This window comes from Citrobacter amalonaticus (assembly GCF_002918555.1).
GTDB classification, from domain to species: domain Bacteria; phylum Pseudomonadota; class Gammaproteobacteria; order Enterobacterales; family Enterobacteriaceae; genus Citrobacter_C; species Citrobacter_C amalonaticus_A.
In genome coordinates this window covers 214,999-229,722 of record NZ_PQMB01000005.1, presented here as the reverse complement: position 1 = coordinate 229,722, position 14,724 = coordinate 214,999, and the positions used below count along the sequence as shown (strand labels likewise).

Here is a 14,724-nt window from a genome sequence, read left to right as displayed (position 1 = left end):
CGCCGCCTTGAACGGCATAAAAGTATGGCCGGTTATTCCCACAAAGATATGACGACGGTATACAGCCTGTTAATAAATAATTCGATAATTAGTGCGGCCAGACATATTGGGATCCGGCCTAAACTTTTTTATCGGCGTGTCGACAAACTGGTTAAGAAACTCAATATGGTCAACCGACTGCAGACGCACTGTTATTTCAGGAGAGAATTTTGTCCGGACGCAATACAGTATATGATTAATGAACTTGTGAGGCAGTCAATCCGTCGTTAGTTAATAGCACCGGCATTATAATAAGTCCAGAGTGTTATTACTCAGATTTTGTAAAAGCAGAGAAGTAAAATCATCATGAACAAAGACACTAAACAAGCACCTCAAAAATGGCTGGACAGGTTCTCGTTGTTTGAGAAATATGGTTCACCTTCCTCTCCCGAGTATCAGAATGCTCTGTACAGCGTGGGGTTCACCGAGCGAACCCGCTATAGCTATAATTTCCTGGCATTCCTCTTTGGTATTGTTTATTTCTGCGCATTAGGTCTGTGGAGAAAAACATTATCGTTATTCGGCATTCTGCTGGGCCTTTCATATATGTACAGTTCAATTGCCAGTCATGCATATTATCTGAAAATCAATTTAATATGTAAATGGCTAAGAAACACCGGCAATTATTTAACATTACATTTCTGGATATAAATTATGAAAAAGACTGTACTGGCAGTATGTGTTGCCATGGCTGTAGCCCCGTGCGTATTTGCAGCGGAAAATGAAATCACACGCGCAGATGAAATTAAAACCGAGCAACGTTGTGAGGCCGGTCTAATGTTATCTGATGATGAGCTTCTGGCTGGTGATTGTCAGAAGGATATGCCTGATGAGCAGCTGGCTTCTCTGGTTGCCAGCGCCTCCCTGATGGCGGCGGCGATTGCCGGGGCTGTACATACTATCTCTGATTCAGACAGCAGCAGTTCTGGTAAGGGCAACGGCGACGGCGGCGAGAATCCTGGCGGCGGTGAGAATCCTGGCGGCGGTGAGAATCCTGGCGGCGGCGAGAATCCTGGCGGTGGCGAGAATCCTGGCGGCGGCGAGAATCCTGGCGGTGGTGAGAATCCTGGCGGCGGCGAGAATCCTGGCGGCGGTGAGAATCCTGGCGGTGGTGAGAATCCTGGCGGCGGTGAGAATCCTGGCGGCGGTGAGACCCCAGGCGGCGGTGATGAAGTCGTGATTGACGAAGATATCAGCGCGGAGGGAGGAGACGGTCCGGGTAAAACGATAACCGGTGACGAAAAAGACGTCACCATCAGTGGCAATGTTAATGTTAATGAGGGTGGCACGGGTATTGTAGTGGACGGCAACAACAATCATGTGGTCAGCGAAGGGGATACCAGTGTTTCCGGTGAAGGTTCCCTGGGCCTGAATGTTACCGGGGATGGTAATGCCGTGGATGTTGACGGAAACGTAAACGCCACTGGCGGGGGCACCGGTATACTGGTAGATGGTGACGGCAACAGTCTCACCAGTAATGGCGACACGAATGCCTCTGGCAATGGAACGACAGGGGTTGAACTCAATGGTGACAACAGCACCACAACCCTCAACGGCAGCCTGACCGTGCGTGAAGGCGCAACCGGGGTGGCGGTCAGCGGCAATAATGCCGTTATGACCAATAACGGTAATATTGACGTGGCAGATAAGAATTCCACGGGTATCACTGTCTCTGGTAACAATGCTTCATTCACAAACACCGGCGATATTTACGTCACGGACAATGGTACCGGCATGCTGATGAGTGGCGAGGCTGTTAAGGCTGTGCTTGACGGTAACCTGATGGTGGATGCGGGGAAATCGCGTAATCCTGCGACCGGGGTGAGCATCACTTCGGACAACACCTCTCTGTTAGTCAGTGGAGATGTTCGGGTTAAGGATACCCAGGACAACATTGGCAAAACCAGACCTTCGTTAACAGGTATCCAGCTTGATGGAAACGGCGGTACGGTCATTATTGAAGGAACGCTTGGTCTGGAGTATTACGGGAGTCTGGCCAGTGCGCCTGGTACGGGGAATTATGAACAAACATATCTTCTCGCAATGGCGGTTAATGGTGACAATAACACAATTGCAGTTAAGGATGGTCTGGATTATCGCTATTTCCGTGAGCCCGGCACCTCACAGGGAAGCACGCAACACCATCAAAACGCCAATCTGATCGCCCTGCAAGGAAAAAATAATACCATCAGCATTTCTGGTGAATCCACTGTGGATGTGAAAGGGGGGATGATTAGGTCTGTTATTTCTGTTTCAGGTACAGACAATACCGTGTGGCTGGATGAGTCGTCACGATTAAACATCGTCCGATATGACGATACGATGGCTAACAATACTACATCAATCAGCGGATTAATATATCTTACCGGAAACAGAGCTACATTAATAAATGATGGCATAATTACAGCTTCAGAAAATTCACGAATTATCTCTTCGCATACCAACGGCGGGACAATAATCAATAATGGAACTATTACCCTGGAGGCTAATCCGGATGCCACAAAAGCCAATACATATGTATATATAGTAATGAGTGACCTGGCGAAAGAGGGATCTGCAGTATTAAATTCATCAAGTGGCGTAATCAATATTTCATCAGCGCTTACTTCTGAGAAACAAACAACTCAATATGTAGATGAGGCAAGACTTACTGCAGGTAATTATGAGAATACCCAGTATGGACTATATACCTATAGAGGCTATGCTGAAAACCAGGGTGAGATGAACCTTAATGGTACCTCCATTTTTGGCATTTCCTCGCTTGAAGGAACGGTTTTAAACAGCGGTACCATTAATCTTGATGCCATGCGTCTGGAAACTGACGCTGACAACAACCTGACGGGCAACAAAACCGTCTGGAGTGACGTAACAAATACGCTGCGTGGCAGCGCAGTCAGCGTAGGATTCAACGGCTCTCATGATATCAAACAGGGCGGTATAGGCATAAATACCGGCACCATCAACGTGAATAACGCTGGCTTTGGTATGGTCGCCTATCGGGGCGGTACCGTAATTAATGAAGGCACCATCAATCTCACGGCTGACGATGAGCTGGCTGATGGTATGTTTGCTATGGCAGCAGTCGGTAGCAATGCAATGGCTGTCAATGGTATGAACGGCGTCATTAATATCAACACCGACCTCGGCAATGCTTTTTACACGGAAAATGGCGGTACTGTCATCAACAACGGGATGGTTAACCTCAACGGCGGCAACATTAATTCCGGCGATGCCGGTTGGGGTGAGGGAGTAAATGAATTCTCTGGTACTGCTGTGGGTGACAGTATCCTTTCGGCATCGGGCGAAAATAAAACCTATACGGATGAGACTGGAAAAGGGCTCTTTTTCTACGGAAATAGCGTGACTTCAGAAGGGCTGGTTACATTTGACGCAAAAGCCCAGTTCAGGGGGAACCTGGTTAATAGTGGTACGCTTCAGGGAAGTTCTATTACTTTAGCAGGCAGTGGCAATTTGTATAATTCCGGCACCATCATTGGAAACGTAACCGGAAACATGGCTAGTAACATCGTGAATACGGGAACAATCATTGCGGATAAAAACGGTGCTGCCGCTGTAAGTAGCCGCTTCGGGCTGTATAACCAGGAAGGCGGGCTCATCACCAATTCATCTCAGGCAACAGGAACCAGCAGCTACCTGATTAACTACTCGAGCAACTACCTTCAGAATTTTCTGGTCAATAGTGGGAATATTGAAGCGAAAAACGGATATGGTGCAGTCACTATGACCAATGCCTCCAACTCCACCAGTAATCCGACATGGCTATATAACACGGAGACCGGGCGTATTTCAGGCTCCGACCTGGCCAGCGGTCACTCCCTGATAAAACTCGGCAACGGTTACAGTTTCCACAATGCAGGGGAGATCTCCTTCACGGGATCCGGTAGCAACGGTATCTCGATGAATACCTCTTCCCATACAAGCTATGTGGTGAATGACGGGGTTATCAACGTGGGCACCGAAGAGGGCAAAAATAACGGTACTAACGGCACGAAACTGGTGGGGGTTCGTACTAACAAGTCGTCTAATGTGGTTTATAACAACGCAGGCGGTGTCATTAACGTCTGGGCCGATAATTCGTATGTCTTTGTTGCGACGACGGATGCAAGTAAAACGAAAGTGGTGAATAACGGCACCGTCAATTTACTCTGCGATACCGGTTGCCGAATCAATGGATCCAGCAATCTGGTTATCACCTCTGGCGGCGACTACACCAGCACGGGAAAACCCGGTACGGCACCATCACCCAGCAGTAACCTGCTGACTGACTACGTCATCGGCACCAATGCGGATGGCAGCGCAGGCAAGCTTTCTGCAAACCAGATCACCGTTGGCAATAATGTTGCCATAGACACCGGTTTCACCGCCGGCATATCTGACCGCGAGGTGACTTTCACGGATGTGCTGAGCTCTGCTGGCGAAATAACCGGGAAAGAAAACATCGCATCTTCAAGTGTCGTCTGGAACGCCGAGGCATCGCAGAATGCTTCGGGCAATGTTGATGTGACCATGACGAAGAACGATTACGCCGACGTCGCTACGGATAAGTCAGTCGGCAGCATCGCGGCCGCTCTGGATAAAGGCTATACCAGCAACAGCCTGTACAGCAGCCTGAACGTTAGCTCGGCCTCTGAGCTGGATAAAGCTCTGAAGCAGGTCTCAGGCGCTCAGGCGAAGAGCCTGAACCGTGAAGCCCGAGTGCTGGGCCAGCGCTTCAACATGCTGGCTGAGACCGCTCCTGTGACCACGGAAGGTGGTCTGTCGATGAATCTGGTGGCGAAGGGCGACAAACGTGCCGAGATGGATAACAAGGTCACCTACGACATGATGGCCCTGCGTCAGATCTTCGATACGAGTGCGGGTGAGTTCAGTGCCTCATACGGGATGGCCCGTTTGAGCGGCAAAGGTGGTAACAAAGGCAATCGTGCCGGGGATAACGGCCTGACCGGGGGGTACAGCCAGTTCTTCGGTCTGGGCCACAGCCTGGCGCTGGGAGAAGACAGCCGCTGGGATAACAGCCTGCGCTATGACCTGCACAGCCTGAAAAGCAGCCGTAACATCAGCTTTGAAGGCACCAGTCGTGTGGCCCGCGCCAGTGGTCGTCAGCAGCATCTGGAGTTCCGCTCAGAGGGTGTCAAAAATATGGAGATGGCTGAAGGTCTGACCGTTTCACCGTTTGCTGGAGCCAAAATGCGCCACCACATTACCGATAGCTATCAGGAGCACGGGGCAGGTGACTTTAACCTGAAAACGAACAGCTACAGCGAAACGAGTGTCGATGCGGTGGCCGGTATGCGTCTGAACTATGCTGGCAAAGATGGCTGGGATGTACAGGCCACGCTGGAAGCCGGTCCAAACCTGGGCTTCAGCCAGAGCATGCGTAAAGCCAGTCTGCAGGGTGTACAGGGTCAGCAGTTCGCTATCAGTGACGGTAAACGTGGCGGCGGTTTGAACAACCAGGCCATGGTCAGCGCAAATTACAACAGCGGTGACAACGGTTTTGCCGTCAATGCCTATCAGTGGAAGGAAGACGGTGCCGCGGATAAAGGCATAAGTCTGAATTTCAGCCGCAGCTTCAGATAAAACCACATCTTAACGAGGCGGGGCCGTAGCGGCCCCGGTAACCAATTAATGAAATCAACAGGATTATGGGTCTGTCTGGCAGCCGGGACGCTGCTCACTGTGTTGCTGACGGGCTGTGATAACGGAGACAAAAATAAAATGGGAAATTCAGTTCGCTTTGTGGATACACAGCAGGTACTGCTCATGTCCGGGCTGGGAGAGCAGGAGGCCATTCATCTAAAGGCCGTAGGGGAAAGGCTGCGCGAAGGTATGGTACTGGCGCAGTCCCGCTATGCCACGATGGACGATGCGGCGCGTCGTCAGGCAGAACTCTCTGACAGGCAGGTGCTCGATATGCAGTGGCGTGCCGAACAGCAGGCCGCACATAAAATCGTCAGTGATGCTGTGCTGAAAATGGTCGGGCTCTGGCAGAAAAAGAATGGTGTCGATGCCGTACTGCCCAGAGAGCATGCTCTGGCCGTTTCCGTCAGCGTGGACATTACGGCAGAGATTGCGAAGGAACTGAAAAATGAAAAGCTCATCTTTGGGCAGCTACCGAAGATAAATCTCAGGGACGAAAACAGTAAAAAAACGGATGAAGCAGATATGCCTGCCGGGTAGCCTGTCAGTTTCCGCGAACGCATCCAGGAAGCCCTTCAGATCGTCCACGCAGGTAATCAGGATGTCCTGAAGGCCTTAAAGCAAGCTACGCTGCCTGAACAGTATGTTATTTATGTCCATGCGTATGCACCAGGAATCTGCAGTCTTGCTGAGCATATCCTGCCGGATGAAAAGCTGAAAAGAACGTAACCAATCTATTCTTAATTGTATAAAAAACTGGCCCTTTTGCGGCCAGTTTTCAGAGATGTAAAAGGTGCAGGTATGGTTTTTCTACATTAACGCATGGTCACAAACTCTTCCGCCGCCGTTGGGTGGATCGCCACGGTATTGTCGAAGTCTTTTTTGGTGGCACCCATTTTCAGCGCTACGGCAAAACCCTGCAACATTTCGTCCATGCCGAAACCGATGCCGTGAATACCCACAATTTTCTCTTCCGCACCGACGCAGACCAGCTTCATGCGGCATGGCTGACGGTGAGAGGTGACTGCTGTGTACATCGCGGTAAACGAGGATTTATACACTTTCACCTGGTCGTCGCCGTACTGCTCGCGCGCCTGCGGCTCGGTCAGGCCCACGGTGCCAATTGGCGGGTGGCTGAAGACCACGGTCGGGATATTACTGTAGTCCAGATGCTCTTCTGGCTTGTTATTAAACAGGCGTTCGGAGAGACGACGGCCTGCCGCTACGGCAACCGGCGTCAGCTCTACCGCACCGGTATTATCGCCTACGGCATAAATCCCTTCTACGTTCGTGTTCTGGAATTTATCGACGACGATGTAACCTTTTTCGTTGGTTTTTACGCCACTTGCCGCCAGGTTGAAACTGTCGGTTGCCGGTTCGCGACCAATCGCCCAAATCAGGCAGTCCACCGTTTCACTGCGTCCATCTTCCAGCTCAAGCGTCAGGCTGCCGTCAGCGTTTTTCACTACCGCTTTCGGGATGGCGTGAGTATGCAGGGTTGGACCTTCGGCGTTCATTACTTCAACCAGCGTCTCGGTGATCATCGGGTCAAAGCTGCGCAATGGCGCATGTTTACGCACGAACAGATGGGTTTTCGCACCCAGGCCGTTAATGACACCGGCCAGCTCCACCGCGATATAACCTGCGCCAACAACCGCCACGCGTTCAGGCAGCGCTGGAAGTTCAAAGAAACCGTTGGAGTCGATACCGAATTCCACTCCCGGAATGTTCGGATGGCTCGGGCGACCGCCCGTCGCAATAAGAATATGGTCGGCGGTGAGGGTTTCACCGTTCACTTCAATGGTTTTTGCATCCACGAAGCGGGCAAAGCCTTTGATCACATCCACGTTATTTTTGCCCAGTACGTTATCGTACGAGGTGTGGATACGGTCGATATAGGCAGTTCGGCTCGCAATCAACGTGTCCCAGTTGAACCTGTTGATGGTGGTGTCAAAGCCGTAGTCCGGGCCGTACATATGGATCGCTTCACGAATCTGCGCGGCATGCCACATCACTTTTTTCGGTACGCAGCCGACGTTCACACAGGTGCCACCCAGCTCTTTGGCTTCAATCAGCGCACACTTCTGGCCGTACATCGCTGCACGGTTAATTGAAGCGATGCCACCGCTGCCGCCGCCGATGGCGATGTAGTCATAATGCTTGCTCATGAGTCTTATCCTTTATGTCTGATTGCCGCGATTGTATACCTGAAATTAAAAGGTTCCACCGATGGCTGCGATTACTCCGGCACGATCCAGCTTACCGAAGTGTGGCCTGTACCTGCTGGAACCAGCTTACTGTGCAGCCAGGGCAGTACGTTATTCATCTGCTGCTCCAGCTTCCACGGTGGGTTAATCACAATCATGCCGGAGGCTGTCATTCCGCGCTGGTCACTATCCGGGCGAACCGCCAGCTCAATTTGCAGAATTTTGCGGATGCCGGTCTCTTCAAGGGCGTGCACCATACGCTTGATTTGCTGGCGTAAAACCACCGGATACCACAACGCGTAGGTGCCGGTGGCAAAACGTTTGTAGCCTTCGGCTATCCCGCTGACCACCGCCTGATAGTCGGTCTTAATTTCGTATGGCGGATCGATGAGGATCAGACCGCGACGGGAAACCGGTGGCAGTTTCGATTTCAACTGCTTATAGCCGTCGGCGCGCTCCACGCGGGCGCGGCTGTCTTTTTGAAACTCGCCGCGCAGCAGTGGGAAGTCGCTCGGATGCAATTCGGTCAGTTGCAGAGAGTCCTGCTCGCGCAGTAGCTGGCGGGCGATAAGCGGGGAACCCGGATAGTAACGCAGCTGTCCGCTGCGGTTGAAGTGTTTAACGACGCTGATATAAGGCTCCAGTTCGGCAGGCAGGGATTCCTGTTGCCAGATACGGGCAATCCCTTCCATGTACTCACCGGTGCGTTCGGCGTGTTCGCTGCTCAGTTGATAACGGCCCGCACCCGCGTGGGTATCCAGATAGAGGAACGGTTTATCTTTCTCTTTGAGCGACTCGATGATCAGGCTCTGAACGGTATGTTTAAGGACGTCGGCGTGGTTGCCAGCGTGAAAGCTGTGGCGATAACTGAGCATAAAAGGGTAGTTCCCGGACAATTAAAACTGATTGGCCATAGTGTACCGTAGATTGTGACAAATTACCGTACTTCGTTATCAAAGTAGCTATCATAAAGGGTTATTTCCTCCATCATTTATTTATTAGATGTTTATTTATATTATTTCCCTGAAATCGTAATGAGCACTTTTTGAAATATCAGATTAAACTAAGTTGATAATTTATTGAAATGTTATATGAAAACATATATGGATGAATATTATGAAATTTAGCATACAATCAAATCAGTCGTATTCTTTCGTTTCTAAAGCCTTTTCGGCAAAAGAAACGGTAAATCTTGATATTTCTGTTTCTCGTAAAAATTCATTTTTCTGCTCATGTGTAGGCGTATCAAATACATATGTAAAATATGATCTGAACAACGGGGCAGGAACAGCAAAGCTTAAGCTTAATAAGGTATTTGCAGAGATTGAAAAGGCAATTTCATCAGCAAATCCAACAAGCGATCTGAAAAATCAGTGGGTAAGGCAGGAATGTATTACCATGCCTTCTTCTGAAATCAATAAATTATTAGATACTGTCTGTATTAACCTGAGAGGGACAATTAAGAAAGAAAGTAAAGCCAGCATATTTAGCAGTGTGAGCTCCATGCAGTCTGCGGAGCTTGATGTTAATTCTGCACAAAGTTCAATTAAGCATGTTATTACAGGCAATCATTCAGTCAAGAAAACGATTGCCAAATTACAAAAAAATTGCGAAACGAATGAAAAGAAAAATTTATTAAGTAATGCCATCGTAAACGATATTGCAGAGCGGTTCTATGACAAAACTTGTGGTCAGGTAAAGTTATCTGCGGTCAGACAACAGGCTGTGAATGCGTTTATGTCCGAGTTTAATATTAAACAAGAGTTAAACCCATCGCCTTTTGGTACTGTGAGAGAATCCCGCCATTTTGATTAAAAGCCTGGCTATCAGGCCTGTTTTGCTTGTCATTTTGAACCAGGGCCGCACTCGCCATCCTCATCTGCGTTCAAACTGCCTGCGCCCATTACGCCTGGTGGATCGGGTTCTAAGCGCAACGCATAGCATTGAAATTCACTACACTTGACCCCATGCTACACACACTATGCAAAGCGCCCGTTGAGCGCTTCCTTTTCCTTTTTAACCAGGACTGCGCTTATGACAAATCCATTACTGACGCCCTTCGAACTGCCGCCGTTTTCCAGTATCCAACCGGAGCACGTGGTTCCTGCGGTGACCAAAGCGTTGAACGACTGTCGCGAAAACGTCGAACGCGTGGTGGCGCAGGGCGCGCCGTATACCTGGGAAAACCTCTGTCAGCCGCTTGCGGAAGTGGATGATGTGCTGGGACGTATCTTTTCTCCGGTAAGCCACCTGAACTCGGTAAAAAATAGCCCGGAACTGCGTGAAGCTTATGAGCAGACCCTGCCTCTGCTTTCTGAGTACAGCACCTGGCTTGGACAGCATGAAGGGCTGTACAAGGCATATCGCGACCTGCGTGATGGCGATCATTACGCCACCCTGAATACCGCACAGAAAAAAGCAGTGGATAACGCGCTGCGTGATTTCGAACTCTCCGGGATCGGCCTGCCGAAGGACAAACAGCAGCGCTACGGGGAGATTGCCACCCGACTGTCCGATCTTGGCAATCAGTACAGCAACAACGTGCTCGATGCCACCATGGGCTGGACGAAGTTAGTCACCGACGAAGCGGAACTGGCCGGTATGCCAGAAAGCGCGCTGGCGGCGGCAAAAGCCCAGGCTGAGGGCAAAGAGCAGGAAGGTTACCTGCTGACGCTGGATATCCCAAGCTATCTGCCGGTGATGACCTATTGCGATAATCAGGCGCTGCGTGAAGAGATGTATCGCGCCTACGTTACGCGCGCCTCCGATCAGGGACCTAATGCCGGTAAATGGGATAACGGCCCGCTGATGGCGGAAATCCTCGCTCTGCGCCATGAGCTGGCCCAGCTGCTGGGCTTTGAAAGTTATGCCTTTAAATCGCTGGCTACCAAAATGGCGGAAAACCCGCAGCAGGTGCTGGAGTTTTTAACCGATCTGGCGAAACGCGCCCGCCCACAGGGTGAGAAAGAGCTGGCGCAGCTTCGCGCCTTCGCGAAAGCAGAATTTGGCGTCGATGAACTGCAACCCTGGGATATCGCGTACTACAGCGAGAAGCAGAAACAGCATCTGTACAGCATCAGCGACGAGCAACTGCGTCCGTATTTCCCGGAAAACAGAGCGGTGAACGGCCTGTTTGAAGTGGTGAAACGCATTTACGGTATCACGGCGCAAGAGCGTACCGACGTGGACGTCTGGCATCCGGAAGTGCGTTTCTTCGAACTGTATGACGAAAACAACGAACTGCGCGGCAGCTTCTATCTCGATCTGTATGCGCGCGAAAACAAGCGCGGCGGGGCGTGGATGGATGACTGCGTCGGTCAGATGCGTAAAGCGGACGGCACGCTGCAAAAACCAGTCGCTTACCTGACCTGTAACTTCAACCGTCCGGTCAATGGTAAACCCGCGCTGTTTACGCACGACGAAGTGATCACCCTGTTCCATGAGTTTGGTCACGGTTTGCACCATATGCTGACCCGTATCGAAACGGCCGGGGTGTCCGGTATCAGCGGCGTGCCGTGGGATGCGGTGGAACTGCCAAGCCAGTTTATGGAAAACTGGTGCTGGGAGCCGGAGGCGCTGGCGTTTATCTCCGGTCACTATGAAACCGGCGAACCGTTGCCGAAAGCGTTGCTGGATAAAATGCTGGCGGCGAAGAACTACCAGGCGGCGCTGTTCATCCTGCGTCAGCTGGAGTTTGGCCTGTTTGATTTCCGTTTGCATGCGGAGTTTGACCCGCAGCAGGGGGCGAAAATTCTCGAGACGCTCTCTGAGATCAAAAAGCAGGTCGCCGTGGTGCCGGGGCCATCCTGGGGACGCTTCCCACATGCCTTCAGCCATATTTTTGCCGGTGGTTATGCGGCGGGTTACTACAGCTACCTGTGGGCCGATGTGCTGGCGGCAGATGCCTTCTCACGCTTTGAGGAAGAGGGGATTTTCAACCGTGAAACCGGGCAGTCGTTCCTCGATAACATCCTGACTCGCGGGGGTTCAGAAGAGCCGATGGCGCTGTTCAGGCGCTTCCGTGGCCGTGAGCCGCAGCTGGATGCGATGCTGGAGCATTACGGAATTAAAGGCTGATTGATCCGTCATACTTCAAGTTGCCTCTTCGGCAACTGCGCTCACTCACCCTGGTCACGTACTATTTGTACGTGACCAGGAACTCCTTCACTTGTTGTCTCGATGCAACTCAAATTATTTAGGGTAAAGCGGAATTGAAGATCTGCTTAATTGATGAAACGGGCGTCGGGGACGGCGCATTATCTGTTCTGGCCGCCCGGTGGGGGCTGGAGCATGATGATGACAACCCGATGGCGTTGGCGCTGACGGCGGAACATCTGGAGCTGCGTAAGCGCGATGAGCCGAAGCTTGGCGGTATTTTCGTTGATTTCGTCGACGGGGCAATGGCTCATCGGCGCAAATTTGGCGGGGGGCGCGGTGAAGCGGTGGCGAAGGCGGTCGGCGTCAAGGGCGATTATCTGCCGGACGTGGTCGATGCTACGGCGGGTTTAGGTCGTGATGCTTTCGTGCTGGCCTCCGTTGGCTGTCGCGTGCGGATGCTGGAGCGTAACCCGGTTGTCGCGGCATTGCTCGACGATGGTCTGGCGCGCGGCTACGCCGATGCGGAAATCGGCCCGTGGTTGCAGACGCGTTTGCAACTGATCCATGCCTCCAGCCTGACGGCGCTGACCGATATCACCCCGCGCCCGCAGGTGGTTTATCTCGACCCGATGTTTCCGCATAAGCAGAAAAGCGCGTTGGTGAAGAAGGAGATGCGGGTGTTCCAGTCGCTGGTGGGGCCGGACGCTGACGCTGACGGATTGCTGGATCCTGCGCGTCACCTGGCGACCAAACGGGTGGTGGTGAAACGCCCGGACTATGCGCCGCCGCTTGCCGGTGTCGCCACGCCAAACGCCATTGTCACCAAAGGGCATCGGTTTGACATTTATGCCGGTACGCCAGAATGATGCGCTAATGCTCTCTGCTGTTTCATTGAGGAACACCGCCATCATCTTTAAGCCATAAATACGCGGGGATAGCCATTCATTCATATCTCCCTGTTTAAATTATGGTTAATTTATCTTATGCATTCTAATGGTTCAAAATAAAATAGTCTCTCAGGGTATTAAAAAACCGCGAAGCGACTCGCGGTTAAGTGTGAAAATGAAGATTACTTGTCGTTATCCGGCGTATTAATCATCCGGTTAAGCCACGGCACCATCATGGCCATTACCACCGTGACGACCAGCGTGACCAGACCAATTTTGCTGAACACGCCGGTATAGATGGGCAGCGTCTGTAGCGGATCGGTGATGTTTTCAGGCACGGCGGTGAAGGTGGCGACATAGCCGCCCAGCAGGAAGGCAGCGGCCTGCGTCAGGAACCACATCCCCAGAATAAAACCCATCAGATGCTGCGGCACCAGCGCGGCAACCATCGCCAGCCCCAGGGCGCTGATCAGCAGCTCGCCCAGACTCTGGAACAGATAGACCAGAACGATAAACCACGGCGAGGTTAGCCCCTGCGCGTCGGCAAACCACATGCCTGCCGCCGCGGCGGTCAGAAAACCCAGCGAACATAAGAACATCCCGAGCGTAAATTTCATCGGCATGGTCAGATCTTTGCCTTTGCTGCCCAGGCGGGTATAAATCGCCGCCAGAACCGGACTGGCAACCACCACCCAGAACGGGTTGAGCGCCTGGAAACTCACCGGGTTAATGGCAAAGCCAAGGATTTCATGGTGCACGTTGTTGATGGCAAAGAAGTTCAGCGATGTGGGCATCTGTGCGTACAGAATATAAAACAGCACCGCTTCAATCATCAGGATAAAGGCCACAAACATCTTGTTGCGTCCGGTTTTATCCAGCCTGAATGCCTGACGGAAGAAGATGATGGTCACGACGATCGACAGAGCAATCAGCACCAGGTTGGCAATCATCACGTTGTGCATTAGCCAGGCGCAGAGGAAGATCATCACCACGGTGCCGATAAGGACATAAAGCAGATTACGGAAGTTCAATGGCAGATGGTCTGGCTCTGAACCAATATCTTTCACCATTCCACGACAGGCGATGTAGACCAGCAGCGCGACAATCAAACCGGCACCACACAGATTGTAGGTCACGGCATAACCGAACTTGTCGGCAATGACGGGCGCGAGAGACAGCGACAGCAGCGAGCCGATATTAATCGACATGTAAAACAGGGTGAATGCGCCATCCAGACGGGGGTCTTTTGGTGGATAGCATTTAGAGAGCAGGCTTGCCGGATTCGCTTTAAACAGCCCGTTTCCGACGGCAATGGTCCCCAGCGCGATAAAAATCAGGTTGGGTTTTAGTAATGACATGCCGGTCATAAAGTAGCCAATCGCCAGGACAATCGCGCCCAGAACCAGTGTTCGCCGGGTTCCCAGCAGATGGTCGCCGACATAGCCGCCAATAGAGATCAGGCCGTAAACCAGCGCCGCGAATGCGCCAAAAGTGATAAAAGCCTGTTCCTGCGAGAATCCAAGCTGTTTCACAAAGAAAACGGCCAGAATGCCCTGAACGCCGTAATAGCCAAATCGTTCCCATAACTCGACAAAAAAGATCATGAAGAACGGACGAGGTTGCTGCAGCAAACCCGTAGGTGCAGTTGTATTCATATGACTTCGCCTTTGTATACCATCCCGAAAAGTATGAACGCGTATGCTTAAACGCGCCGAAAAAGTCTGACTCTGTTATAGACTTCGGTCATTAACCGTATGAATAGATTATTATATAGATGGTATTCGATCTAATTAGTCGATCACACTAATTATGATTTTAACGATGGAATGATG

General features: G+C 51.4%; 9 protein-coding genes. 6 read left to right on the top strand and 3 right to left on the bottom strand.

What is annotated here, in order from left to right; all coding sequences use genetic code 11:
- Positions 1-345: 345 nt before the first annotated feature.
- The 3 genes from C3432_RS20960 to C3432_RS20950 are packed head-to-tail and all read left to right on the top strand — an operon-like array spanning position 346 to position 6,240.
- Entirely contained in the window at positions 346-690 is a 345-nt protein-coding gene (locus tag C3432_RS20960) for a DUF2628 domain-containing protein (RefSeq protein ID WP_103778523.1), read from the top strand.
- 3 nt (positions 691-693) lie between these two features.
- Positions 694-5,640, top strand: coding sequence for a hypothetical protein (locus C3432_RS20955; RefSeq protein WP_103778521.1), 4,947 nt, complete (start codon positions 694-696; stop codon positions 5,638-5,640).
- Between the two features lie 48 nt (positions 5,641-5,688).
- On the top strand, positions 5,689-6,240 hold the full coding sequence (locus tag C3432_RS20950; RefSeq protein ID WP_103778519.1) for a hypothetical protein: 552 nt from the start codon (positions 5,689-5,691) through the stop codon (positions 6,238-6,240).
- A gap of 275 nt (positions 6,241-6,515) precedes the next feature.
- Here C3432_RS20950 and gorA read toward each other — a convergent pair whose 3' ends face one another.
- Together gorA and C3432_RS20940 are read right to left on the bottom strand one after the other, a co-directional pair.
- On the bottom strand, positions 6,516-7,868 hold the full coding sequence (gorA, locus tag C3432_RS20945) for a glutathione-disulfide reductase (protein ID WP_103778517.1): 1,353 nt from the start codon (positions 7,866-7,868) through the stop codon (positions 6,516-6,518).
- Between the two features lie 71 nt (positions 7,869-7,939).
- On the bottom strand, positions 7,940-8,782 hold the full coding sequence (locus C3432_RS20940) for a 23S rRNA (adenine(2030)-N(6))-methyltransferase RlmJ (protein WP_103778515.1): 843 nt from the start codon (positions 8,780-8,782) through the stop codon (positions 7,940-7,942).
- 241 nt (positions 8,783-9,023) lie between these two features.
- On the opposite strand from C3432_RS20940, the gene C3432_RS20935 reads away from it, so the two are divergent.
- The 3 genes from C3432_RS20935 to rsmJ all read left to right on the top strand — a co-directional run bounded on the left by C3432_RS20935 (position 9,024) and on the right by rsmJ (position 12,871).
- Positions 9,024-9,722 (top strand): hypothetical protein, encoded by a 699-nt coding sequence (locus C3432_RS20935; RefSeq protein ID WP_103778513.1) that lies wholly within the window; start codon positions 9,024-9,026, stop codon positions 9,720-9,722.
- 219 nt (positions 9,723-9,941) lie between these two features.
- On the top strand, positions 9,942-11,984 hold the full coding sequence (prlC, locus tag C3432_RS20930) for an oligopeptidase A (RefSeq protein WP_103778511.1): 2,043 nt from the start codon (positions 9,942-9,944) through the stop codon (positions 11,982-11,984).
- Between the two features lie 134 nt (positions 11,985-12,118).
- Positions 12,119-12,871, top strand: a complete 753-nt coding sequence (rsmJ, locus tag C3432_RS20925) for a 16S rRNA (guanine(1516)-N(2))-methyltransferase RsmJ (protein ID WP_103778509.1) — start codon at positions 12,119-12,121, stop codon at positions 12,869-12,871.
- A 203-nt stretch (positions 12,872-13,074) separates the two neighbouring features.
- Here rsmJ and dtpB read toward each other — a convergent pair whose 3' ends face one another.
- On the bottom strand, positions 13,075-14,547 hold the full coding sequence (gene dtpB, locus C3432_RS20920) for a dipeptide/tripeptide permease DtpB (RefSeq protein WP_103778507.1): 1,473 nt from the start codon (positions 14,545-14,547) through the stop codon (positions 13,075-13,077).
- Positions 14,548-14,724 lie beyond the last annotated feature (177 nt).